Annotated in this window: 24 protein-coding genes and 1 tRNA gene; 13 read left to right on the plus strand and 12 right to left on the minus strand. The window is 62.3% G+C overall.

Annotation, left to right across the window (positions count from 1 at the left end):
• On the minus strand, nucleotides 1-365 hold a 365-nt coding region (locus tag ACH2CW_RS11170), incomplete at its 3' end, for a polyphenol oxidase family protein (RefSeq protein WP_395058076.1).
• A gap of 12 nt (nucleotides 366-377) precedes the next feature.
• Nucleotides 378-1019, minus strand: coding sequence for a maleylacetoacetate isomerase (gene maiA, locus ACH2CW_RS11175; RefSeq protein WP_395058078.1), 642 nt, complete (start codon nucleotides 1017-1019; stop codon nucleotides 378-380).
• Between the two features lie 103 nt (nucleotides 1020-1122).
• Between maiA and ACH2CW_RS11180 the strand changes: the two genes are divergently transcribed.
• The gene (locus ACH2CW_RS11180; RefSeq protein WP_395058080.1) at nucleotides 1123-2157 is read left to right on the plus strand and encodes an NADP-dependent oxidoreductase; all 1035 of its coding nucleotides are present in this window, start codon (nucleotides 1123-1125) and stop codon (nucleotides 2155-2157) included.
• A 133-nt stretch (nucleotides 2158-2290) separates the two neighbouring features.
• On the opposite strand, the gene ACH2CW_RS11185 is transcribed toward ACH2CW_RS11180, so the two are convergent.
• Genes ACH2CW_RS11185 through ACH2CW_RS11195 form a run of 3 tightly spaced genes read right to left on the minus strand, consistent with a single transcriptional unit; the run spans nucleotide 2291 to nucleotide 4000 of the window.
• Nucleotides 2291-2596 (minus strand): AzlD family protein, encoded by a 306-nt coding sequence (locus ACH2CW_RS11185; protein ID WP_395058082.1) that lies wholly within the window; start codon nucleotides 2594-2596, stop codon nucleotides 2291-2293.
• On the minus strand, nucleotides 2586-3272 hold the full coding sequence (locus tag ACH2CW_RS11190) for an AzlC family ABC transporter permease (protein WP_395058121.1): 687 nt from the start codon (nucleotides 3270-3272) through the stop codon (nucleotides 2586-2588). Before ACH2CW_RS11190 ends, ACH2CW_RS11185 begins: the two co-directional genes overlap by 11 nt.
• 5 nt (nucleotides 3273-3277) lie before the next feature.
• Nucleotides 3278-4000: a GntR family transcriptional regulator gene (locus ACH2CW_RS11195; RefSeq protein WP_395058084.1), complete on the minus strand. Its 723-nt coding sequence runs from the start codon at nucleotides 3998-4000 to the stop codon at nucleotides 3278-3280.
• Nucleotides 4001-4057: 57 nt separating this feature from the next.
• On the opposite strand from ACH2CW_RS11195, the gene ACH2CW_RS11200 reads away from it, so the two are divergent.
• From ACH2CW_RS11200 to ACH2CW_RS11215, 4 genes are read left to right on the plus strand one after another with little or no spacing between them, the layout of a single operon-like run.
• Nucleotides 4058-5512 carry a Rieske 2Fe-2S domain-containing protein gene (locus ACH2CW_RS11200; protein ID WP_395058086.1) on the plus strand — a complete coding sequence of 485 codons (1455 nt, stop codon included), beginning with the start codon at nucleotides 4058-4060 and terminating at the stop codon, nucleotides 5510-5512.
• Nucleotides 5509-6993: a glutamine synthetase family protein gene (locus tag ACH2CW_RS11205; RefSeq protein ID WP_395058088.1), complete on the plus strand. Its 1485-nt coding sequence runs from the start codon at nucleotides 5509-5511 to the stop codon at nucleotides 6991-6993. The genes ACH2CW_RS11200 and ACH2CW_RS11205 overlap by 4 nt, the downstream gene beginning before the upstream one ends.
• A 14-nt stretch (nucleotides 6994-7007) precedes the next feature.
• Complete coding sequence (locus tag ACH2CW_RS11210) at nucleotides 7008-7331, plus strand: 2Fe-2S iron-sulfur cluster-binding protein (protein ID WP_395058090.1); 324 nt, start codon at nucleotides 7008-7010, stop codon at nucleotides 7329-7331.
• A 38-nt stretch (nucleotides 7332-7369) separates the two neighbouring features.
• On the plus strand, nucleotides 7370-7672 hold the full coding sequence (locus ACH2CW_RS11215; protein ID WP_395058092.1) for an antibiotic biosynthesis monooxygenase family protein: 303 nt from the start codon (nucleotides 7370-7372) through the stop codon (nucleotides 7670-7672).
• 29 nt (nucleotides 7673-7701) lie between these two features.
• Here the strand turns inward: ACH2CW_RS11215 and ACH2CW_RS11220 are convergent, their stop codons facing one another.
• On the minus strand, nucleotides 7702-8142 hold the full coding sequence (locus ACH2CW_RS11220; RefSeq protein WP_395058094.1) for a MarR family winged helix-turn-helix transcriptional regulator: 441 nt from the start codon (nucleotides 8140-8142) through the stop codon (nucleotides 7702-7704).
• 129 nt (nucleotides 8143-8271) lie between these two features.
• On the opposite strand from ACH2CW_RS11220, the gene ACH2CW_RS11225 reads away from it, so the two are divergent.
• The 8 genes from ACH2CW_RS11225 to ACH2CW_RS11260 all read left to right on the plus strand — a co-directional run bounded on the left by ACH2CW_RS11225 (nucleotide 8272) and on the right by ACH2CW_RS11260 (nucleotide 16525).
• The gene (locus tag ACH2CW_RS11225) at nucleotides 8272-9465 is read left to right on the plus strand and encodes a 3-hydroxybenzoate 6-monooxygenase (protein WP_395058096.1); all 1194 of its coding nucleotides are present in this window, start codon (nucleotides 8272-8274) and stop codon (nucleotides 9463-9465) included.
• Between the two features lie 24 nt (nucleotides 9466-9489).
• Nucleotides 9490-10491: a Bug family tripartite tricarboxylate transporter substrate binding protein gene (locus ACH2CW_RS11230; protein ID WP_395058098.1), complete on the plus strand. Its 1002-nt coding sequence runs from the start codon at nucleotides 9490-9492 to the stop codon at nucleotides 10489-10491.
• A gap of 34 nt (nucleotides 10492-10525) precedes the next feature.
• The gene (locus tag ACH2CW_RS11235; protein WP_395058100.1) at nucleotides 10526-11869 is read left to right on the plus strand and encodes an FAD-dependent oxidoreductase; all 1344 of its coding nucleotides are present in this window, start codon (nucleotides 10526-10528) and stop codon (nucleotides 11867-11869) included.
• A 16-nt stretch (nucleotides 11870-11885) separates the two neighbouring features.
• Nucleotides 11886-12953, plus strand: coding sequence for a gentisate 1,2-dioxygenase (gene gtdA / locus ACH2CW_RS11240; protein WP_395058102.1), 1068 nt, complete (start codon nucleotides 11886-11888; stop codon nucleotides 12951-12953).
• A complete protein-coding gene (locus tag ACH2CW_RS11245; RefSeq protein WP_395058104.1) occupies nucleotides 12950-13645 on the plus strand; it encodes a fumarylacetoacetate hydrolase family protein in 696 nt (231 codons plus the stop codon). Before gtdA ends, ACH2CW_RS11245 begins: the two co-directional genes overlap by 4 nt.
• A 136-nt stretch (nucleotides 13646-13781) precedes the next feature.
• Nucleotides 13782-14834, plus strand: coding sequence for a TRAP transporter substrate-binding protein (locus tag ACH2CW_RS11250; RefSeq protein WP_395058106.1), 1053 nt, complete (start codon nucleotides 13782-13784; stop codon nucleotides 14832-14834).
• 68 nt (nucleotides 14835-14902) lie between these two features.
• Nucleotides 14903-15448: an NUDIX hydrolase gene (locus ACH2CW_RS11255; RefSeq protein WP_395058108.1), complete on the plus strand. Its 546-nt coding sequence runs from the start codon at nucleotides 14903-14905 to the stop codon at nucleotides 15446-15448.
• Nucleotides 15449-15559: 111 nt separating this feature from the next.
• Nucleotides 15560-16525 carry a recombination-associated protein RdgC gene (locus tag ACH2CW_RS11260; protein WP_395058110.1) on the plus strand — a complete coding sequence of 322 codons (966 nt, stop codon included), beginning with the start codon at nucleotides 15560-15562 and terminating at the stop codon, nucleotides 16523-16525.
• Between the two features lie 73 nt (nucleotides 16526-16598).
• Here the strand turns inward: ACH2CW_RS11260 and ACH2CW_RS11265 are convergent.
• The 6 genes from ACH2CW_RS11265 to rplT all read right to left on the minus strand — a co-directional run bounded on the left by ACH2CW_RS11265 (nucleotide 16599) and on the right by rplT (nucleotide 21769).
• Nucleotides 16599-16675 (minus strand) — tRNA-Pro (locus tag ACH2CW_RS11265).
• A gap of 39 nt (nucleotides 16676-16714) precedes the next feature.
• A complete protein-coding gene (locus ACH2CW_RS11270; RefSeq protein WP_395058112.1) occupies nucleotides 16715-17206 on the minus strand; it encodes a MerR family transcriptional regulator in 492 nt (163 codons plus the stop codon).
• Nucleotides 17207-17374: 168 nt separating this feature from the next.
• Complete coding sequence (locus ACH2CW_RS11275) at nucleotides 17375-17728, minus strand: integration host factor subunit alpha (protein WP_395058114.1); 354 nt, start codon at nucleotides 17726-17728, stop codon at nucleotides 17375-17377.
• Nucleotides 17729-17766: 38 nt separating this feature from the next.
• On the minus strand, nucleotides 17767-20193 hold the full coding sequence (pheT, locus tag ACH2CW_RS11280) for a phenylalanine--tRNA ligase subunit beta (protein WP_395058116.1): 2427 nt from the start codon (nucleotides 20191-20193) through the stop codon (nucleotides 17767-17769).
• Nucleotides 20194-20214: 21 nt separating this feature from the next.
• Complete coding sequence (gene pheS / locus ACH2CW_RS11285; protein ID WP_395058118.1) at nucleotides 20215-21267, minus strand: phenylalanine--tRNA ligase subunit alpha; 1053 nt, start codon at nucleotides 21265-21267, stop codon at nucleotides 20215-20217.
• Between the two features lie 142 nt (nucleotides 21268-21409).
• On the minus strand, nucleotides 21410-21769 hold the full coding sequence (gene rplT / locus ACH2CW_RS11290) for a 50S ribosomal protein L20 (RefSeq protein ID WP_188708570.1): 360 nt from the start codon (nucleotides 21767-21769) through the stop codon (nucleotides 21410-21412).
• Nucleotides 21770-21796: the final 27 nt, after the last annotated feature.

The following is a 21796-nucleotide window of genomic DNA, read 5'->3' on the forward strand; positions in this document are numbered from 1 at the left end:
GCAGCAGCCACTACCGAGCCCTCGGTGTTGGTGAACAGAACCGGCAGGCAATCGGCCACCATGATGGTGCATGCGATGCCGCGCTGCGCGGTCATGGCGGCGTCGGCCTGCAGACCGTGTGGCGTTTCGCCATCCAGCGACAACACGGCTGAGCCGTGCACCTGCTGCAAAAACACGGGTCTGGCGCCGAGCGCCTGCCCCAGCAAGGCGCGGTTGGCGGCCACCTGGGCAGGGGCGTCGCCAACGTGGTCGCCCAGGTTCATGCTTTCCCAAGGCGCCACCGAGACGCCGCCCTGCCGGGTGGTGAAGACCGCACGCACGCCCCGCGGCGCGGGCCAGTCGGGCGTCAGCCAGTCAGGGGACACGCTGTCTCCCGATCAGAGCTCATTGTCCGGGCAGGCCGCGGGCTGGGCTTTCTGGAAAGCCTCCAGCGCCATGCATGCTTGGTAAGCGGCCATGGTGCGCGGCAGGCCGTCGAAGTTCACCTTGAAGCGTTGTGCGTTGAAGATTTGCGGCACCAGGCAGCAGTCGGCCAGCGTCGGCATCTCGCCATAACAGTAGGTCGATGGCGGGAGCTGGCTGAGCTGGCGCTCGAAAGCTTCCAGGCCTTCACGGCACCAGTGCTGGTACCAGGTGTTTTTGGCCTCTTCGTCGACCCTGAGCTCACGCACCAGGTACTTGAGCACACGCAGGTTGTTCAGCGGGTGGATCTCGCAGGCAATCGACTGCGCCAGCGCACGTACCCTGGCGCGGCCCAGCGCGTCGGCTGGCAACAGCGGCACAGCCGGGTGGGTTTCGTCGATGTATTCGATGATGGCCATGGACTGCGACAGGCGCTCGCCCTCATCGGTTTCCAGCATGGGCACCAGCATGTCAGCCGACACGGCGGCGTAGCTTTCCTTCCTGTGATCACCCCTGGCAATATGAACCGGCAGGTAGTCGTAAGGCAGGCTCTTGAGCTGCAGCGCGATGCGCACACGAAACGAGGCCGAAGAGCGGAAGTAGTTGTAGAGTTTCATGAGGGAAAGCATATCGGAAACGAATCGCCTGCGCGACTGACGCGGGGGCGTGCCGCCACTACCATTGTTTTTTTCCAGCCAGATGCTTCCCCCGGAGACCCCCATGAGCACCATCACTTCCCTGAGCAACCACCAGGTCCGCCTGGCCAGCCGTCCCGTCGGCCTGCCGACACGCGACAACTGGCGTTTCACCACCGAACCCGTCGCCGAGCCCGGTCCCGGCGGTGTGCTGGTCAAGACCCTGTGTCTGTCGCTGGACCCGGCCATGCGCGGCTGGATGAACGAAGGCAAGAGCTACATCCCGCCGGTCGAGATCGGCGCAGTCATGCGCGCTGGCGGCGTCGGCCAGGTGATCGCCTCGAACAATGCGGCTTTTGCGGTGGGCGACTACGTCAACGCCGGGCTGGACGTGCAGGAATACTGTTTGATCCCCGAGGCGCAGATCAAGCGCAGCGGCATGTTCAAGATCGACGCGCGCTTGGGGCTGACGTCCTGGCTCAATGTGCTGGGCATGCCCGGCATGACTGGTTACTTCGGGCTGATGGATGTGGGTCAGCCCAAAGCCGGGGAAACCGTGGTGGTCTCAGGCGCGGCCGGCGCCGTGGGTCAGACCGTCGGGCAGATCGCCAAACTCAAGGGTTGCCGCGTGGTTGGCATTGCCGGCGGCAAGGCCAAGTGTGACTGGGTCGTCAACGAACTCGGCTTTGACGCCTGCATCGACTACAAGGCCGGCGACGTGAAAGCCGGCCTCAAGGAACACTGCCCGAAAGGCGTGGACATCTATTTCGACAATGTCGGCGGCGACATCCTCGACGCGGTGCTGACCCGCATCACACGCGGCGCCCGCATCATCATCTGCGGCGCCATCAGCCAGTACAACAACACCACGCCGGTCAAGGGTCCGGCCAACTACCTGTCGCTGCTGGTGAACCGTGCGCGCATGGAGGGCATTGTGGTTTTCGACTACGCCGACCGCTACCCGCTGGCGATCGCCGAGATGGCTGGCTACCTGAAGGACGGCAAGATGAAAAGCAAGGAAGACGTGGTGGACGGAATCGAGAACTTCCCGGAGACGCTGCTCAAACTTTTCAACGGCGAGAACTTCGGCAAGTTGGTGCTGCGGGTAGCGAAGCAATAAGGCCGACGCCGGAACCTTCCATGGATTGTCATGCCGGACTTGATCCGGCATCCATGCGCCATACACCACGGCCGCTGGTTTGCGAAGCATGGATTGCGGCTCGAGGCCGCAATGACAACTCCGCACCGACGACTCAGGCAAGCGCCCAGCGCGCGATGGCCACGGTCGCCGCGCCCGCCACGGCGGCGGCCAGGTCATTGCGCAGCAGCTTCATCGCCAGTGCCACTGCGAGCAAGCCCAGCATTTCCGGCAACTTGCCCGAGGTGGCGGCCGGCGTCACGATGCCGACCATCACCGAGATCGGTATCGCCTTGAGCGCGGCCTCGACACGCGGCGTGATGGTCACGTAACCCATCAGCAAAAAGCCGCTGATGCGGCAGGCAAAAGACGCCAGCGCCATACCTGCCAGCGCCAGCCAGAAAGTCGACTCAACGGCCATGGCGCCATGCTCCCATCAGCCCGCCTGCGATGCCCGCGCCGACGATGTACCAGGCGCCCGGCAGCAGCCGGTGCAGCAGCAGCGCCACCAGTCCTGCCGCAGCGACCGGCCACAGGTCCGACTTGCCGCGCCACAGCACCATGCCGATGGCCGCAGCAAAAGCCGCCAGCATGAAATCAAGGCCGAAGGCGGCAGGATTCGGCACGCTGCCTGCCAGCAGGTGGCCCATCAGCGTGCCGCCCAGCCAGGGCACAAACATCGCCACGCCGGAACCGAACACATAACCCGCATCGCGGTAACCGGCGTCGTACTCGCGCATGGCCATGGCCCAGTTGCCGTCACCGAGGAAAAACAGTGAGCCCCAGCTCTGATGCCGTGGCAGGCTGGTCAGCCAGGGCTGCAGGGCCGCACCATAAAGAACATAACGCGCGTTCATGACCAGGATGGTGACGATGACCGGCGTGATCGCGGCAGTCGCCGTCCACCCCTGCAAGGCCGCCAGTTGCGCGCTGCCTGAATAGACGGCGGCGCTCATCAGCATGGCTTGCAGCCAGGACATGCCGCGCTCGCTGGCCAGCACGCCGAAAACCATGGCATACAGCGTGATGCCCGGCGCCATCACCTGGGCCGTAAAGAAGCCGCGGCGCACACCAGCGGCCGTGAAACTGACAAGCATTTTGGTCAACGCCCCACCACCAGGCGAATCGCCGGCAACACGCGCTCGGCCTCGGTCCTGCGCTCCAGCGCCATGCGCATGTTCATTTGGGCCACTTCCGTGTGTTCGATGGCCAAGGCCTGCGCGCGCGCGCCCTCACCGGCCTTGAGCGCGGCAAACAACATGTGGTGCTGGCGATGCGCATACAGCATCCAGTCGCGGTCCAGCGCCACTGTGCCCTGCATCGGCAACATCGCCGAGGCAGGCGCAAACGGCAGCTTGTCGTTGAGCGCTACCGCGCGTTGCAGTGCGCGGTTGCCGCTGGCCTCCAGCACCAGCGCGTGGAAGCGATCGTTGACCACCGCGTAGGCCGCATAACTTTCGTAATCCAGTGGATTGGCGGCCAGCGCCAGGTCACCCTCGTCGAGGCAGGCCTGCAGTTCGGCCTGCAACTGGCGTGACAGGCCGTGTTCGGCGACCAGCCGCGCCGCCATGCCTTCGAGATGGCCGCGCACGGCAATCGCGTCGGCGACTTCACGCGGCGTGAACTGGCGCACCAGAAACTTGCCGGTGTCGTTGGCTTCAACCAGGCCTTCCTGCTCCAGCGTCACAAGTGCCGCGCGCACGGGGGTACGGGAAGCGCCCAGGCGTTCGGCCAGTTGCTGCTCGGCCAGGCGCTGGCCGGGCTCGAACTCACCGCGCAGAATCAGGTCGCGCAACTGGATCAGCACCGTCTCTTGCAAGTTCATGCCGCGAACTGTACACTGAATTTTAATTTCGGTATACCGTTTTAAGAAGGCCGTCCGATGAACACAGAACAGAACGAATTGATCACCCGCGTCGGCCCCGGCACACCTTGCGGCGCGCTGCTGCGCAGCTACTGGCAAGCGGCGGCGCTGGTCGATGAATTCAATCCGCTGCTGGACCCGCGCATGGACAAACGCCCTGTCAAGGCGGTGCGCCTGATGGGCCAGGACCTGGTTCTTTTCAAGGATGACCAAGGCAACTATGGGCTGCTGGACCGCGACTGCCCACACCGCGGCGCCGACCTGTCCTTCGGACGCGCCGAAGGCGACGGCTTGCGCTGCCCCTTTCACGGCTGGAAGTTCGACGTCACTGGCCGCTGCCTGGAGACCCCCGCAGAACCCGCCGGTAGCAAGCTCTGTGATCGCGTCAGGCAGCGCAGCTACCCGGTGCTGGAAAAAAGCGGCGTGATTTTCGCCTGGCTTGGCCCCGAGGGTTCGATCCCGCCACCGCTGCCAGCCTTTGATTGCTTCACCGCGCCGGCGAGCCACAGCTTCGCCTTCAAGGGCCTGTGGAACGCCAACTGGTTGCAGGCTTTCGAGGTCGGCATCGACCCGGCGCATCCGTCTTTTCTGCACCGCTTTTTGCAGGACGAAGCACTGGAAGATGTCGGCGACAACGCGGCTGGCAAACAGTTTCGCAGCGCCAGCGCCGGCGCCATAGCCGGCGAGCAGTGGCCAATGACACGCATCATGCGCGAGTTCGCGCAACCCGACATCAGCTTCGAGGCCACGCCCTGGGGCACACAGCTGACGGCCTTGCGGCCCATGAATGACAAGCTGACCCATGTGCGCGTGACCCACGCGATTTTTCCGGCAACTTTTGTGATCCCGCTGTCGGAAACCATGACGATCACCCAGATGCATGTGCCGGTGGACGACGCCCACACCTACTGGTACTCCTTCTTCACCAGCTTTGCCGGCCCGCTGGACAAGGCGAGCATGCGCGCGCAGCGCCAACAGTTCATCTCGCTGCCCGACTACATCCCGAACGCCGGGCGCCACAACAACTGGGGCTTTAATGCCGACGAGCAGCGCACGCAAACCTATTTGGGCATGGGCGAAGAGGACATCAATGTGCACGACCAGTGGGCGGTGGAAAGCATGGGCGCGATCCAGGACCGCACGCGGGAGCACCTGGGCAGCTCCGACAAAGTCATCATGGCGAACCGCCGGGTGCTGATCAAGGCAATTGCGACGGTGCAGCAAGGCGGCGTCGCGCCCGGCATTGCGGACGCCAGCCAGAGCGCGCTGATGCGCGGGCCCGACACGGTGGACGGCATTGCTCCTGCGGGCGAGTGGTCCGACTGGTGGCAGGCGCAGGTGCGGGCCAAGCAGAAAAACGCACCATGGGCATCTCCCCCCGTTCGCACTGAGCCAGTCGAAGTGCCTGCCCTGGCTTCGACCCTTCGACACGCTCAGGACGGGCCAAGCCCAGCCCGAACGGACACCAGATGAACTGCTTCGCCGAACTCTGTGGCATCCACAATGTCAAGCGGCAGCGCGCGCTTGAGCAGACACAGGCGCTGATCAACGCCGGTGGCATCGAACTGGTGCGCTTTGCCTGGTGCGACCTACACGGTACGCTGCGCGGCAAAACGCTGGTTGCCGCTGCGGCGGCCAAAGCCATGCGCGACGGCGTCGGCCTGGTCAGCACCTTGCTGCTCAAGGACAGTTCCGACCGCACCGCCTTCAAGGTGTTCGAGGCCGGCGGCACGGCTGAACTGCCGGGCTTCGAGTTTGCGAGCAACCTGCTGCTGCTGGCCGACCCGGCCAGCTTCAAACAGCTGCCGTGGACAGCGGCCACCGGCTGGGTCCAGGGCCAGCCCTGGATGCAGGACGGCAGCGCGGTTGAACTGGACACGCGGCGCATCCTGCAACGCGCGCTGGCGCGACTCGCCGACGCGGGCTACGGCATGAAGTGCGGGCTGGAGATCGAGTTTCACATCTACCGCATCACCGGTGACGGCGCCGAAGACCAGCTCGACCCGGATCAGGCCGCCTGGCCCGGCCTGCCGCCCAAAGTTGCGATGATTCATCCCGGCTACAACCTGCTGTCCGAGCAATGGTTCGACATGGCCGAGGAGCCGCTGCGCATTGTCCAGCACACGGCGCAGGCGCTGGGACTGCCCTTGCAGTCGCTGGAAATCGAACTCGGCCCCAGCCAGGTGGAAGCCGTGTTCGACGCTACCGATGCGCTGACTGCGGCCGACAACATGGTGCTGTTTCGCAGCGCGGTCAGACAGGCGCTGCGCCGCGCTGGCTACCACGCCACCTTCATGTGCCGCCCGCCTTTCCCTTGCATCATGTCCAGCGGCTGGCATCTGCACCAGTCGCTGACAGACTTACACACCGGCGCCAACCTGTTTCAGCGCGACGCACCGGCGGCAGGCGCACAGCCCACCGATGCGCAATACACCCTTTCCGCGCTGGGTGAACATTACCTGGCCGGCCTCTTGGCCCACGCACACGGCATGGCGGTGTTCTGCACGCCGACGATCAACGGCTACGGCCGCTTTCGCCCCAACGCGCTGGCGCCGCAGTCGGTGCTGTGGGGCCGCGACAACCGGGGCGCGATGCTGCGTGTGGTCGGGCAGCCGGGCGATGCCGCAACGCGCATTGAAAACCGCATCGGCGAACCTGCCGCCAACCCCTACCTCTACCTGGCGTCGCAAATCCACGCCGGACTCGACGGCATCACGCGCCAGTTGAAAGCGCCGGCGGCCACCGACGCACCGTACGGCGACGCCGCCGTAAAAATACCCACCAGCCTCGGCGAAGCGCTGGACGCGCTGCAGGCAGACGCGGTGCTGGCAGACGCCTTCGGCCACAGCTTCATCAACTACTTCACGCGCATCAAGCAGTCGGAGATCACGCGCCACGCGCAGGCCGTGGACCAGGACGACTGGCAGCGCCGCGAATATTTCAACCGCATCTGAGCGGAAAGATTGTCATGATTACTATCAATTTCATAGCTGGTGACGCACAACAGATAAGGGCTCAGGGCAGAATTGGCCGAACTTTGATGGAAGCAGCGGTGGCCGCCGGCGTGAAAGGCATCGCAGCCGATTGCGGCGGCTTGCTGACATGCGCGACCTGCCATGTGATGGTGGCGGAGCCGTTCGCGGCGCTGTTGCCGGCTGCCGACGGCGAAGAGCGCGCCATGCTGGCCTTCACTGCCATGCCGGCCACGCCGGCCAGCCGCCTCAGTTGCCAGATCATCCTGAATGAAAAACTTGATGGTTTGACGGTAGAGTTACCGGCCAGCCAGTATTAAAAGCTGGCGACTCAATTCCACTCCATTCAGGGACACCCATGATTCTCGAACTCGCCGACATCCGTATCGCCCCCGGCCAGCAGGCCGCTTTTGACGAAGCCATCCAGCGCGGGCTGACGACCGTGATAAGCGGCGCCAAGGGTTTTCAGGGCTTCAAGGTCAACAAGGGTATTGAAAGCCCGGAGCGTTACATCCTGCAGATTTTCTGGGACACGCTGGAAGACCATACCGTGGGTTTTCGCGAATCGCCGGCTTTTGCCAACTGGCGCGCCATCGTCGGGCCGTTTTTTGCTGCGCCGCCAGTGGTGGAACACTTCACGCTGCTGGCCAAATCGGCCTGACGAGCGGGGCGCGCTGTCCCAACAAGAGGCTACTCAGCGCCCTCGTGACCGGCAATCAATTTGCCCAGCAGCACGCCAAACCGCTTTCGCTCGGCGGCGCTGAGCGGCTTCAAGAGGCGTGACTGGACCTTGCTGACAGCCCGCTTCATTTGCAGCGCGACCTGCTGACCTTCGGGCGTGACCCACAGCAGCTTGCGGCGCTTGTCGGCAGGATCGGCTTCGCGGCGCACCCAGCCTTTGGCCTCCAGCCGGCCGATGACCGAGCCTGAGGTTGCAGCATCAAAAGCCACCCGCCCGGCCAGCGTGACCTGGTCTTCACCAGGATCATCCATCAGCGCATTCAGGATCGCGAACTGCACCGGCGTCACGTCAAACCCGGCCGTCTCGTCCATAAAGAGGGCAATCGACACCTGGTGAGCGCGCCGGATCTGGTGCCCCGGCGCTTCGATGAAGTTAAAACTTGTTGGCATGGCGGGAGTTTAAGGGAGGGCTGAGCAGGTTCCTGCGGATGCGCTTTCAAGGATCAGGGTATGTACCGTACAGGCAAATAATAAGTATACTTATCATTCGTTCTGACACCCAGACACAAGCCAACCTCTGTGACTTCTCCTCTTTCCATTCTCATTGCCGGCGGCGGCATAGGCGGCCTGGCCACCGCACTTGTGCTGGCACGTGACGGACATGCCGTGACCGTGCTGGAGCAGGCGGCCAGCTTCGGCGAAATCGGCGCGGGTATCCAGCTAGGTCCAAATATTTTCCGCATGTTCGCCTACCTGGGCCTGACCGACGTGGTCAGCAAGGTGTCTTTCTTCCCGCCGGGTCTGGGCATGCATGATGTGCGTACCGGCGAAAAAGTCGTGCGGGTGCCGCTCGGCGACATGGCGCGCGCCACCTACGGTTTTCCGTATGGCGTGATTTACCGCGCCGACCTGCACCAGGTGTTTCTGGACGCCTGCGCGGCGCAAGAGAACGTGACGCTGCGCACCAGTGCAAAGCTCGAATCTTTCACCCAATCGGACACCAGCGTGCAGGTCCACCTGGCGGGCGGCGAGGTGCTGCAGGGCGCGGCCCTGATCGGTGCTGACGGCATCTGGAGCAAGGTGCGCGAGGTGGTGGTCGGTGACGGCAAGCCGCGCGTGTCGGGCCACATTGCCTACCGCGCCGTGCTCAAGCGTGAAGATGTACCGGCGCATTTGTGGAGCGACGACGTGTTGCTCTGGGGCGGCGAAAAAACCCACTTGGTGCATTACCCGCTGCGGCGCGGCGAGCTGTTCAACCTGGTCGCGGTGTTTCACAGCAACAGGTACGACGAAGGCTGGAACACTTTCGGCGATACGGCGGAGCTCACAGAGCGGTTTGCCGACGCCTGCCCGCAGGTCCAGGAACTGCTGGGGAAAATCGAGACCTGGAAAATGTGGGTGCTGTGTGACCGCGAGCCGGTTAAGAACTGGACCGACCGGCGTGTCACGCTGCTCGGCGATGCGGCGCATCCGATGCTGCAGTACCTGGCCCAAGGCGCCGGCCAGGCCATTGAGGATGCCGTGGTGCTGCGCGAGGCGTTGCGCTTCACGCACGGCGACGTCCCCCAGGCCTTTCAGAAATACCAACAGGCACGCTACCTGCGCACCGGACGGGTACAACTGACTGCGCGCTTTTATGGCGACATCTACCATGCGGCGGGCGTGCAACGCGAGCTGCGTAACCAGATGTTTCAAGGCGGAAAAGAAAGCGCCGGTTTTGCCGGCTTGCAGTGGATGTACGACGGTATAGAGCCATCAAAACTGTTCAAATAGGCCCTTGTAAAACCGGAGGACTGCATGAAATTATCCAAGCGCACTACACTTTTGATAGCGGCTCTCGCCCTGTCCACAGTGGCTGCAGCCCAAAATACATCAAAAAAAGCAGCCCCCAAGGAAGCCGCCTCGGCGACTTGGCCGACACGAACGGTGAAACTGCTGGTGGGCTTTCCCGGTGGCTCGACCCCTGACATGGCGGCACGCACACTGGCCGAGCCCTTGTCGCGCGCCCTCGGGCAACCGGTCATCGTGGAAAACCGACCCGGCGCGTCCGGCAACATCGCCGCCGACCTGGCGGCCAAAGCCACCGACGACCACACGCTGGCGGTCGTGATCAACGGGAACCTGACCTCGGCCAAGATGCTGTATGCCAAACTGCCTTACGACCCCGCCAAAGACTTCACCCCGATCTCGCTGCTGACCACGGCGCCGCTGGTGCTGGTCGCCCCCATGAACCAGCCGTCGGGCAGCGATTTTTTCCTGGCCGCCCGCAACGGCGGAGACAAATGGAACTACGGTTCGGTCGGCAATGGCTCGGTCGGGCATCTGGGCATGGAACTGCTCAAATCCACCGCCGGCAATCTGGGTGCCGTGCATGTGCCTTATCAGGGCAACCCGCAGGTTGTTACCGCGCTACTGGGCGGCCAGATTCAGATGGCGCTGGTGCCGCCGGGTATCGCGCTGCCGCAGATCAGGGCCGGCAAGCTCAAGGCCATCGGCCTGACCAGCGGACGCAGTGCCCTGGCCTCGGAGATCCCGTCGCTGACTGATGCGGAAGTGCGCAACTTCAACCTCGAAGTCTGGACCGCGCTGGTGGGCCCAGCCAACCTGTCCAAGGCTGCGCAGACACGTCTGGCGCAGGAGGTGCCGCGCATCATCCGCGACAACGACACCCGCCAGAAACTGTTCAACCAGGGCTGGCAGGCGGTCGGCACCGCGCCCGAAGGCCTGATCACCCGCATCCGCAGCGAAACCGCCATCATGGGCGGCATCATCACGATGCGTGGCATCAAAATCGAATAGCTCATGCCCCCACGGTCGCTCACTGCGTAACTTTATGACCATCACCGAGCCTGCCCGCACCCTGCCCGTGTATGGGGAGTTTGATGTCGTCGTGATCGGCGGCGGGCCGGCCGGACTGGCGGCCAGTGTCAGTGCCGCAAAGCGCGGCGCGCGCACCTTGTTGGTGGAGCGTTATGGCTTTCTGGGCGGCATGGGCACGGCTGGCGGCGTGACCAACTTCGCGGGCCTGTACGGCCGGAAAAATGGCGAGATGCATCAACTCGTGCATGGCGTGGTGGATGATTTGCTGGAACGCATTGACGTGCTGGGTGGACTTAACCAGCCACAAGATGGAATGCAAGGCCGCATCCGCGTCAGGTCCTACGATGTCTCGGCCTACAAATGCGCCGCCGACCAGCTGCTGCTGGCAGCCGGTGTGCAACTGCTGTTTCATGCCTGGGCTGCGGCCGTGGTGATGGACGGCCCGTCCATCGCAGCGCTGGTGGTGGAGACCAAGTCCGGCCGCCAGGCGATTCGTGCCCAGCGTTTTATCGATTGCTCGGGTGACGCCGACGTGGCGCATTTTGCCGGCGTTCCTTTTGAGTTGGGCGACGGCCAGGGCAGCGCGCTGTTCCCGACCACCATGTTTCGCGTTGGGCATGTGGATGCACCGCGCGCGCTGGCTGCGGTCGGTGAATTCAGCGCCATCAACACACTCATGGACGACAGCGAACTGCGCGCGCCTGGTCGCTACAAGTTTCCGCGCAAGGGCGCGATCCTGCGCCCCAACAAGAATCCAGCCGAATGGCGCGCCAACGTCACGCAGATACGCAATGCTGCCGGCATGGCGATGGACGCCACCGATGCGCGCCAGCTCAGCGAGGGCGAGCTTGAGGGCCGCCGGCAGATCACCGAATATTTCCGCTTCCTGAAAAACGAGGTGCCCGGCTTTGAGCAGTCGGCCATTGTCGATATCGCCCCCCAGGTCGGCATCCGCGAAACGCGGCGCATCTGCGGCAACTACGCGCTCACCGGCGAAGACATCCTGTCGTCCGCACGTTTTGACGACGCAATCGGCATCAATGCCTGGCCCATGGAAATGCATGTGGACGGCGCCATCAGCTGGGGCTTTGCGCGTGATGAACAACGCGCCTACAACGACCTGCCCTGGCGCATGTTGACCAACAGCGTGGTACCCAACCTGCTCGTCGCCGGACGCTGTGCGTCCATGACCCACGAGGGCCAGTCGGCAGCGCGCGCCAGCGGCGGCTGTTTTGTGATGGGTCAGGCCGCCGGTACGGCCGCAGCACTGCTGACAAGCGGCCAGAGCTTCCGCAACCTCAACGTCGCCGACTTGCAGCAACAACTGTCGCAGGACGGCGTTTTCTTCGACCGCTGACCCCCCGGAGACTTCCATGGACATGACCCCACCTCCTGGCAGTACACGCAAGGCCTTTTACGATGCCATCCGTGCGCAGCACATGACGCCCTTGTGGGAGGTGTTGCATGCACTGGTGCCGCAGCAGCCCGCCACACCGTGTGTGCCGGCATTCTGGGCTTATGAGGAGGTGCGCCCTTACCTGATGGCGTCCGGCCAACTGATCACTGCCGAAGAAGCGGTGCGCCGTGTATTGATCATGGAGAACCCTGGACTTCGCGGGCAATCGGCGATCACCCAGTCACTGTATGCCGGCCTGCAACTGATATTGCCCGGTGAAGTGGCGCCCAGCCACCGCCACACCCAGAGCGCGCTGCGTTTTGTGGTCGAGGGAAAAGGCGCTTACACCGCCGTCGACGGCGAACGCACGACCATGACACCCGGCGACTTCATCATCACGCCGAGCTGGACCTGGCACGACCATGGTCATGAGGGAACGCAAACCGATGGCGAGCCGGTGGTCTGGCTCGACGGACTGGACATTCCCATGCTGCGGTTTTTTGATGCGGGCTTCGCAGAAAACCACAGCGAGCGTTCCCAGACAGTGACCAAAGCCGAAGGCACGAGCTACCAACGCTACGGCGCCAATATGCTGCCGGTGCGTTACGACGCGCCCTTTGGCCAGACCTCGCCGATCTTCAGCTACCCCTACGAGCGCACCCGTGAGGCGCTGCATACGCTGGAGCGCCAGGCGCCTGTGGACGCCTGGGACGGCGTCAAGCTGCGTTATGTGAACCCGGCCACCGGTGGCTCGCCGATGCCGACCATGGCCACCTTCATGCAGCGCCTGCCGGCCGGTTTTGACGGCCAGGCCTGGCGCCAGACCGATGGCGCGGTGTTCAGTGTGGTGGAGGGCCACGGCAGTGTGACCATCTCGCACGCGGAACAAGAGCAGGTGTTCGAGTTTGGTCCACGCGACCATTTTGTGATCCCATCCTGGCACACCGCGCGTCTGCGCTCGGCGCCCGGCTGCGTGTTGTTCAGTTTTTCAGACCGTCCGGTGCATCAGGCACTGGGCATACACAGAGAAGAGAGGTTGTCATGAGCTTTGTATTTACCCCCCCCGCGCTGGTCTCGGTCCCCGTGGTCGGCACGCTGGACCGTTTCCCCGTGCACCGCGTTTATTGCGTGGGCCGCAACTATGAGGAACACGCCAAGGAGATGGGCTTCACCGGCCGCGAGCCGCCATTTTTCTTTCTCAAGCCGGCCGATGCGGTAGTGGTGGTCGAGGCCGGTCAGACCGGCGTCATCCCCTACCCATCCCTCACCAACAACCTGCACCACGAGATCGAGCTGGTGGCAGCCATCGGCACCGGCGGCAAGAACATCTTGGCCGCAGACGCGCTCAAACACATCTTCGGTTACGCGGTTGGTCTGGACATGACACGCCGTGACCTGCAGGGCGAGATGAAAAAACAGGGCCGCCCCTGGTGCATCGGCAAGGCCTACGACCAATCGGCGCCAATTGGCCCCATCACACCAGCCGACAAGGCCGGTGATGTCGCCAACGCCGAGATCTTCCTGCAGGTCAATGGCAAAGACCGCCAACGCAGCACCGTCAGCAAGCTGATCTGGAACCTCGCGGAAACCATCGAGCACCTGTCTGCAGCCTGGGAGCTGCAGCCTGGCGACCTGATTTACACCGGTACGCCCGAAGGCGTGGCCGCTGTGGTCTCGGGCGACACCATGGTCGGTGAAGTGCGCGGGCTGGGCAGCTTGACGGTCAAAGTGGCCTGACGCGACATTCGGAAGGCGCCCTGCGCGCCGTCGTGCCTTGTAAAGTTTTCGTCTACGCCTCTTGATCAGGGCAAGCACGGGTTCCCAAGCGGCCCGTCCTGAATTAATTTCTAGCTATCTTCACCGGAGACCCCACATGATTCAACGACGCACTCTTCTTAAAACCGGCGCCGCTGCTGCCCTGGGCGCCCCCGCCCTGTCGGGCCTGGCACAGCAGGTAGTGACCTTGAAGTTTCACACCTTCATGTCGCCCACGTCCAACGTCTGGCTGGGCATGCACAAGCCCTGGATGGACAAGGTCGAAAAAGAATCCGGCGGCCGTATCAAGTTCGAAGCCTACCCCGCCATGCAACTCGGCGGCACACCGGTGCAGCTGTATGACCAGGCCAAAGACGGTGTGGTCGATATCGTGTGGACCCTGCCCGGGAACAACGCCGGCCGCTTCCCGCGCATTGAGGCCTTTGAACTGCCGTTCATCATGTCCAATGCCGAAGCGACGTCCAAGGCCTATTGGGAATACGTGCAGACCATGGCACCGGATGAGTTCAAGGAGACCCAGGTCCTGGCGCTTCATGTGCATGGCCCTGGCGTGATTCACACAATGGACAAGCCGGTCCGTTCAATCGCTGACATGCGAGGCCAGAAAATGCGCGCACCGACGCGCCAGGTCACCAAGCTGATGGGCATACTCGGTGCCACACCGGTCGGCATGCCCCTGCCCGCCATCACCGACGCGCTGAGCAAGGGCACCATCACGGGCTGCGTGATTCCCTGGGAAGTGGTGCCTTCGGTCAAGGTTAACGAGCTCACGAAGTTCCACGCTGAATTCGACCCCGCCGGTGGCAGCCTCTACACCACCACCTTTGTGATGGCCATGAACAAGGCCAAGTACAACTCGCTGCCGCCCGATCTGAAAAAAGTCATCGACAACAACTCCGGCATGGCCACCTCGGCCTGGCTGGGTAAAACCCAACAAGGTAACGACGGCATTGGCCGCAAGTCAGCCAGTGACCGCGGCAACACGATCTACACCGTGAGCCCGGTCGAAGCCCAGGAATTCCGCCGCAAGTCCCGCACCGTGGAAGTCGAATGGGTCGAAGACATGAACAAGAAAGGTTTCGACGGCAAGAAGTTGCTGGACACGGCACGCGCCCTGATCGAAAAACACACCAAAACCACCAAGGCCTGACAGGGGCCGAGTCATTGAAAAGGGCTCCGCGAGGAGCCCTTTTTACTTTTCAATCTACACTTGGCCGCATGTACCGCAGTCCGATCAAACATTGCAAAAACTGCGGCAGCGCAGTGAGCTACCGGGTTCCCGATGACGGCGACACCAAGGAGCGTGCCGTCTGCCCAGCCTGCAGCACCATCCACTACGAGAACCCGCTCAACGTGGTCGGTACGGTCCCGCATTGGGAGGACAAGGTGTTGCTGTGCAAGCGCAATATCGAACCGCGTTGGGGCAAGTGGACCTTGCCCGCCGGCTTCATGGAGCTGGACGAAACCACCGCTCAGGGCGCCGCACGGGAAACCGTTGAGGAAGCCGGTGCGCAGTTTGAAATGGAATCGCTTTTCAGCCTGCTCAATGTCGAGCGTGTCGGTCAGGTGCACCTGTTTTACCGCGCCAGGTTGCTCAGCGACCAGTTCCAGCCTGGCCATGAAACGATTGAGGCCCGGCTGTTCGCCGAGGCCGACATTCCCTGGGAAGAGATCGCCTTTAAAACCGTGAAGACAACGCTGGAGTGTTATTTCGCCGACAGGCGCAAGGGCAGTTACGGCATTCATGTTCTGGACATCACGTAAAGCCTTCTCGCAGGTGAAGAACGCGCCGCGCCTGCCTTAAACTTCCCTATCGCCTGCGCGTCGCGCGGTGCATTTCTTTGCTCTCCCCTCCTTTTACACCCCCGGAATTTCATGTTCAAAAGCGCGTCCTTTTTTCGCATCGCAGATGATTTTGTACTCCCACCCCTGGACGCACTGGAAGAAGCCTTGCAGGCCACACGCTTTCTGCCCTGTGGCGCCACACAGCCTGAATCCAGCGGATGGGTGGCTCCGCGCGGTAACAAGAGCACGGCCCTCGTGGAAACCATCAACCGCCAGCTCATCGTGCGCCTGTGCACCGAACGCCGTCCCGTGCCTGCATCCGCCATCAAGGCCGCCATCGAGGAACGCGTCGAGAAATACAAACAGGAAACCGGCCGCGAACGCGTCGGCGCCAAGATCAAGAAAGAGTTCAAGGAGGAAGTCCTGCTGGACCTGATGCCGCGCGCGTTCACCAAACAGTCTTCCACCACCTTGTGGCTGGATCCCGTCAACAAATTTATCGTGGTGGACTCCGGCAGCCTGACGGGTGCCGACAAGGTGGTCAGCTTTCTGGTCGAGGCCCTCAGCAGCATTCCCGGTGCCGCCGGCCTGAAAGCACAGCCTGTACAAACCAGCCAATCGGCCGCTGCGTCCATGGCGCACTGGCTGTCCAGCCGAGAGGCTCCAGTCGGCTTCACGGTAGACCGCGACTGCGAACTCAAAACACCCGATGACGAAAAATCGACCGTTCGTTATTCACGCCACACACTGGAGATTGACGAAGTGGCAAAGCACATTGAGGCCGGCAAGGTGCCGACGCAACTGGCCATGACCTGGAACGACCGCGTGTCTTTTGTCCTGAGTGATGCCGGTCAAATCAAAAAGCTGAAGCTGCTCGATGTGGTACTCGACGGCATCGGCGACAAGGACAAGGACGACGACGGTTTCGATACCGATGCTGCCATCCTCACCGGTGAGCTGTCGGCCATGATTCCGGACATTCTGGAAGCGCTGGGGGGTGAGCTCAACAGTGATGTCGCCCTAACGCGGCAGGCCCAGGAACTAGCCGCGGCTTAACGCATTCTGCACGCCCCGAGCAAGCCATGAAAAAAGCCGGTCAGCATGCGCTGACCGGCTTTTTCATTTGATCTGGTCGGTGTGAAAGGATTCGAACCTTCGACCCCTTGCACCCCATGCAAGTGCGCTACCAGGCTGCGCCACACACCGTCTCAAGCCTGAAATTATAGCGCGCTTCCTCTGCTCGCTTCAGTAGGTCGCACTGAGCAGATCACGGATTTCAAACAATTCGCGGCGCACCAGTTGCAGCCGCTGCTGCGCGGCACTGTCGTCGGGCAGATGGGCAATGTCCAACACGCTGTCCATCGCACTGTCCTCGAAATCCGCCGAATCGCCGAAGTCGTCGAGGATGGAATCGCCGCCCTCCATCACATCCACGCCTTCGAGCATCACCTCGCCGTTGCGGCGCTTGTCACGCTCGGTCTGCACGATTTCCTGCAGCTTGTTGCGCGCGCCACTGATGGTGAATCCCTGGTCGTAGAGCAGATCCCGGATCCGGCGGATCATCAGCACTTCATGGTGCTGGTAGTAGCGGCGGTTGCCGCGCCTTTTCATCGGGCGCAGCTGCGTGAACTCTTGCTCCCAATAACGGAGCACATGAGGTTTGACGCCACACAAATCACTGACTTCGCCGATGGTGAAGTAGCGTTTGGCGGGAATGGGGGGGAGAGTTTTCTCCAATTAAATCAATGCGCTAAGCGGTAAAGCTACAAATCTACTCTAAGTCCAAACTTAGCGCAAATAGTTACAAACAGATCGCCCAGATGTGTTGTTTAGGTCCCATTCCGGCTTCCTACTGACATGCAACCCCGACCGGAAATGAGAGGGCCGCCAACAGGCGTCCAGCAACTATTTGCCGGTGACAAGCAGCGGTTCGACGGCGCCCGCCGTTTGACCCTGGATGTGTTCCTTGAGCTTGTGGCTGGCATGAAAAGTCACCACGCGGCGCGCCTGGATGGGGATCGACTCGCCGGTGCGGGGGTTACGCCCCGGACGCGGGGCTTTGGTGCGGATCTGAAAATTGCCGAATCCGGAAATTTTCACATCGTTGCCCTCGACCAGGCTATCAGAAATCAGGTCGAAAAAAGCGTCGATCATGTCTTTCGATTCGCGCTTGTTCAGTCCGATCTGTTCAAACAGCAATTCGGCCAGATGGGCCTTGGTGAGCGCGGGGCTTTCTAGACTTTCAACGGAAAATTCCACGCTGCACTCCTCCCTGATAACTGTTGTTGTTGGAACCCTCAGGCACGCAAACGCGCCTGCAACCGGAGCTGTAGACTGGCCAGCACCGCCTGAGTCACCACTTCGATTTGTTCGTCGGTCAGTGTAGCGTCGTCACTGCCGAGGACCAAGCGCACCGCGAGACTTTTTTCTCCAAGCTGCATGGCCGTCGAACCTTGTTTCGGTTTATAGACATCGAACAGGGTGGCCGACCGGAGCAAACCCTGGGTATCGGCGCCATGGATGCCGGCCATCAGGGAGGCGTGCGTCACCCCTTCGGCCACGATCACAGCGATATCGCGCTCGACCGGCTGCAACTTGCTGACCGGCTGGAACACGGGGACAAGCCGTTGCAACAAAACATCCAGGTCGAGTTCAAACAGAATCGGCGCCTGCGCCAGCTCATAGCCCTGACGCCACTGCGGGTGCAACTCGCCGACAAAACCGATGACCCGGCCGTTGACCGCGACGCTGGCGCTGCGGCCGGGATGCATGGCAGGATGACTGGCCGGCGTGAACACCGCCTGTAACGGCGACAACAGAGCTTGCACATCACCCTTGACGTCGAAGAAATCCACGCCCTTGTCGGACAGGCTCCACTGCAAACTCTCGCGCGGGCCGTAGGCCAGACCGGCCACCCGCATCGGCTGGTCAAAACCCGCGACCGTGGTGTCGGTGTTCAGGCTGGCCAGGTCGCGCAAAAAGACGCGCCCCACCTCAAACACATTGACCCGGGCGGCCTTGCGGTCAAGGTTGAATTTCAGCACCTGCAGCAGCGAGCCGAGCAGGGACGAACGCATCACGCTCATCTGGCTGGCAATCGGGTTCAGCAGTTTGATCGGGTTGGGATTGCCGGCAAGCTCATGCTCCCAGCGCTCCTCAACAAAGCTGAAGTTGATGGTTTCCTGATAACCCAGACCTGCCAGCGCGCGCCGCACGGCAAAGGCGCTGCGCTGCGCTTCCGGTCGTAAACGCGCGGTGATGGGCGCTAGCGGTGGTGTCGCCGGCAGTTGCTGGTAGCCGACCATCCTGACCACTTCTTCGATCAGGTCTTCCTCGATCTGCAGGTCGAAGCGGTAGCTCGGTGGCGTGACCGTCAGCGTTCCCTCGCCCTCGGTCACGGGCAGGCCCAGGCGCCGCAGCGCATCGGCGCATTGAAGCTGCGTCAAGGGCATGCCAATAACCTTGACGGCACGCGCCACACGCAAGGTGACAGGAGCGGCCTGCGGCATGTTGACCTGCAGATCGTCAATCGGTCCGCAGACCGTGTCGGGCGTGCCGCAAATGTCGAGAATCAGTTGCGTGATACGTTCGATGTGCTCCACCGTCTGGCCCGAATCAACACCGCGCTCAAAACGATGGCCCGCATCGGTGGAAAAGTTATAGCGGCGCGAACGCCCCGCAATCGCCTTGGGCCACCAGAAAGCAGCCTCGACATAAATGTTTTCTGTCGTGTCCGACACGGCCGTGGCGTCACCGCCCATGATGCCGGCCAACGATTCGACCTGCTGGCTGTCTGCAATCACGCCAACCTTTTCATCAACCGTCACGGTGTTGCCGTTGAGCAGCTTGAGCGATTCACCCGCCTTGCCCCAGCGGACATCGAGACCGCCGTGAATCTTGTCGAGGTCAAAAATATGCGAGGGCCGGCCCAGTTCGAACATCACATAGTTCGAAATATCTACCAGCGCAGTCACGCTGCGCTGACCGCAACGTGCCAGGCGGTCCACCATCCAGGCGGGTGTGATCGCCCGGGTGTTGACCTTGCGCACAATGCGGCCGGAGAAGCGCCCGCAAAGATCAGGCGCACTGATGGTGACAGGCAGTTTGTCAACGCCCGATATGGCGACCGGTGGGGAAGCCGGCACTTTCAGTGGTGCACCAGTCAGGGCGGCGACTTCGCGCGCCACGCCGTAGACGCTCAGGCAATGCGCGAGGTTGGGCGTGAGCTTGAGCGTGAACAGCGTGTCGTCAAGGTTCAGGTGCTCACGGATGTCCTGACCGACCTTTGCGCCAGCGGCGAGTTCGAGCAGGCCGCCGTGGTCCTCGGACAGTTTGAGTTCACGCGCCGAACACAACATGCCCTGGCTTTCGACGCCGCGCAGCTTGCCGACCTTGATCAGAAAGGGTTTGCCATCCTCGCCCGGAGGCAACTTGGCACCGACCAGCGCACAAGGCACCTTGATGCCAACACGCGCATTCGGCGCACCACAAACGATGTTGAGGAAGGCGCCCTGCCCCACATCCACCTGGCAGACGCGCAGGCGATCAGCATCCGGATGTTGCACCGCTTCGCGGATTTCGCCGACGACAATTTTTGTGAAAGGCGGTGCCACGGGTTTGAGTTCTTCGACCTCCAGCCCGGCCATGGTCAGGGTCTCGGCCAGGGCTTCGGTGCTCAGCGCGGGGTTGCAGAATTCGCGCAACCAGGATTCAGGGAATTGCATGGTGTGAAGGAGCCGGGTGGGTTACTGAAACTGCGACAGGAAACGCAGGTCGCCGTCGAAGAACAGCCGCAAGTCATTGACGCCATAACGCAGCATGGTCAGCCGGTCCGGGCCCATGCCGAAGGCAAAGCCGATGTAATGCTCGGGGTCCAGGCCCATGTTGCGCACCACGTTCGGGTGTACCTGGCCGGAACCGGCCACTTCCAGCCAGCGGCCAGCCAGTGGACCGGTCTGGAACTGGATGTCGATCTCGGCACTGGGTTCGGTGAAAGGGAAAAAGCTGGGACGAAAGCGCAGAACCAGGTCATCGCTTTCGAAAAAAGTCCGGCAGAAGTCGGTAAACACCACCTTCAGGTCCTTGAAGCTGACGTTTGCGCCTATCCACAGGCCTTCGCACTGGTGGAACATCGGCGAATGGGTGGCGTCGCTGTCGACGCGGTAAGTGCGGCCCGGCGCGATCACGCGGATTTCCGGCATCACGCCACCGGCGTCTATCAGCACACGGTGTTTTTTGACATGCTGCACCGCGTAGCGGATCTGCATCGGGCTGGTGTGGGTGCGCAGCAGGTTGGGGGCGGTCTCGGTGCCGCCCTCGACATAAAAGGTGTCGTGCATGGAACGCGCCGGATGGTCCTCGGGCGTGTTCAGTGCAGTGAAGTTGAACCAGTCGGTTTCGATCTCGGGACCCTGCGCGACATCAAAACCTATGGAGCCGAAAATAGCTTCAATGCGCTCCAGCGTCAGCGATACCGGATGCAGGCCACCCGTGGGCCGCTGGCGTCCCGGCAGACTCACATCGAGCGCCTCGGCCTTGAGTTGCAACTGCAATTCCGCGTCAGCCAGCGCCTGGCGGCGCGCGGTCAGCGCGGCTTCGATGGCCTGCTTGGCGAGGTTGATGGCGGCGCCGCGGGACTTCTTCTCGTCCACCGGCAAGGCCGACAGGCCTTTCATCAGCTCCGTGATGCGCCCGGCTTTGCCCAGGAACTGGGCTTTCGCATTTTCCAGCTCGGCGGGTGTGCCCGCTTGCGCAAAACCGGTTGTTGCCGAATCCACCAGAGCATCAAGTTCGTTCATAAATTTCTTGTAAGTAACTTGCCAACTGCGGCAGCCCCGGGTGCCGCTTTGTCAACAGAAAAGGGCCGGAGCCTTTTCAAGCTCCAGCCCTTTATTTTCGTACGCAAGCCGCTATTGATTCAATAGCATCCTGCCCTGAAAATCAGGCAGCCAGCTTGGCCCTGACCTGGTCCACGATGGCGCCAAAAGCGGCGCTGTCATGGATCGCCATATCGGACAGTACCTTGCGGTCGATCTCGATGCCGGCTTTTTTCAGGCCATTGGCGAACTGGCTGTAGGTCATGCCGAACGAACGGCTGGCGGCGTTGATACGCGCAATCCAGAGGCGGCGGAACACGCGCTTTTTGGTGCGGCGGTCACGGTAGGCATATTGCCCGGCCTTCATCACCGCTTCTTTGGCGATCCGGAAGACATTGCCGCGGCGGCCGCGGAAACCTTTTGCAAGGGCTAAAACTTTTTTGTGGCGGGCGCGAGCCGTTACACCACGTTTGACGCGAGGCATGTGAGTACTCCTTGTTCGTCGTTAATT

This window comes from Polaromonas sp. (assembly GCF_043778355.1).
In the GTDB taxonomy this organism is placed as follows: Bacteria; Pseudomonadota; Gammaproteobacteria; order Burkholderiales; family Burkholderiaceae_C; genus Polaromonas.

What these genes read in the sequence shown, in the direction of transcription:
- ACH2CW_RS11235 (WP_395058100.1), top strand. Translation starts at nt 10,526, where the DNA reads ATGACCATCACCGAGCCTGCCCGCACCCTGCCCGTGTATGGGGAGTTT.
- ACH2CW_RS11190 (WP_395058121.1), bottom strand. Translation starts at nt 3,272, where the DNA reads ATGCTTGTCAGTTTCACGGCCGCTGGTGTGCGCCGCGGCTTCTTTACG.
- ACH2CW_RS11250 (WP_395058106.1), top strand. Translation starts at nt 13,782, where the DNA reads ATGATTCAACGACGCACTCTTCTTAAAACCGGCGCCGCTGCTGCCCTG.
- gtdA (WP_395058102.1), top strand. Translation starts at nt 11,886, where the DNA reads ATGGACATGACCCCACCTCCTGGCAGTACACGCAAGGCCTTTTACGAT.
- ACH2CW_RS11230 (WP_395058098.1), top strand. Translation starts at nt 9,490, where the DNA reads ATGAAATTATCCAAGCGCACTACACTTTTGATAGCGGCTCTCGCCCTG.
- ACH2CW_RS11260 (WP_395058110.1), top strand. Translation starts at nt 15,560, where the DNA reads ATGTTCAAAAGCGCGTCCTTTTTTCGCATCGCAGATGATTTTGTACTC.
- rplT (WP_188708570.1), bottom strand. Translation starts at nt 21,769, where the DNA reads ATGCCTCGCGTCAAACGTGGTGTAACGGCTCGCGCCCGCCACAAAAAA.
- ACH2CW_RS11210 (WP_395058090.1), top strand. Translation starts at nt 7,008, where the DNA reads ATGATTACTATCAATTTCATAGCTGGTGACGCACAACAGATAAGGGCT.
- ACH2CW_RS11180 (WP_395058080.1), top strand. Translation starts at nt 1,123, where the DNA reads ATGAGCACCATCACTTCCCTGAGCAACCACCAGGTCCGCCTGGCCAGC.
- ACH2CW_RS11215 (WP_395058092.1), top strand. Translation starts at nt 7,370, where the DNA reads ATGATTCTCGAACTCGCCGACATCCGTATCGCCCCCGGCCAGCAGGCC.
- ACH2CW_RS11205 (WP_395058088.1), top strand. Translation starts at nt 5,509, where the DNA reads ATGAACTGCTTCGCCGAACTCTGTGGCATCCACAATGTCAAGCGGCAG.
- ACH2CW_RS11195 (WP_395058084.1), bottom strand. Translation starts at nt 4,000, where the DNA reads ATGAACTTGCAAGAGACGGTGCTGATCCAGTTGCGCGACCTGATTCTG.
- ACH2CW_RS11185 (WP_395058082.1), bottom strand. Translation starts at nt 2,596, where the DNA reads ATGGCCGTTGAGTCGACTTTCTGGCTGGCGCTGGCAGGTATGGCGCTG.
- ACH2CW_RS11200 (WP_395058086.1), top strand. Translation starts at nt 4,058, where the DNA reads ATGAACACAGAACAGAACGAATTGATCACCCGCGTCGGCCCCGGCACA.
- pheS (WP_395058118.1), bottom strand. Translation starts at nt 21,267, where the DNA reads ATGAACGAACTTGATGCTCTGGTGGATTCGGCAACAACCGGTTTTGCG.
- ACH2CW_RS11245 (WP_395058104.1), top strand. Translation starts at nt 12,950, where the DNA reads ATGAGCTTTGTATTTACCCCCCCCGCGCTGGTCTCGGTCCCCGTGGTC.
- maiA (WP_395058078.1), bottom strand. Translation starts at nt 1,019, where the DNA reads ATGAAACTCTACAACTACTTCCGCTCTTCGGCCTCGTTTCGTGTGCGC.
- ACH2CW_RS11255 (WP_395058108.1), top strand. Translation starts at nt 14,903, where the DNA reads ATGTACCGCAGTCCGATCAAACATTGCAAAAACTGCGGCAGCGCAGTG.
- pheT (WP_395058116.1), bottom strand. Translation starts at nt 20,193, where the DNA reads ATGCAATTCCCTGAATCCTGGTTGCGCGAATTCTGCAACCCCGCGCTG.
- ACH2CW_RS11220 (WP_395058094.1), bottom strand. Translation starts at nt 8,142, where the DNA reads ATGCCAACAAGTTTTAACTTCATCGAAGCGCCGGGGCACCAGATCCGG.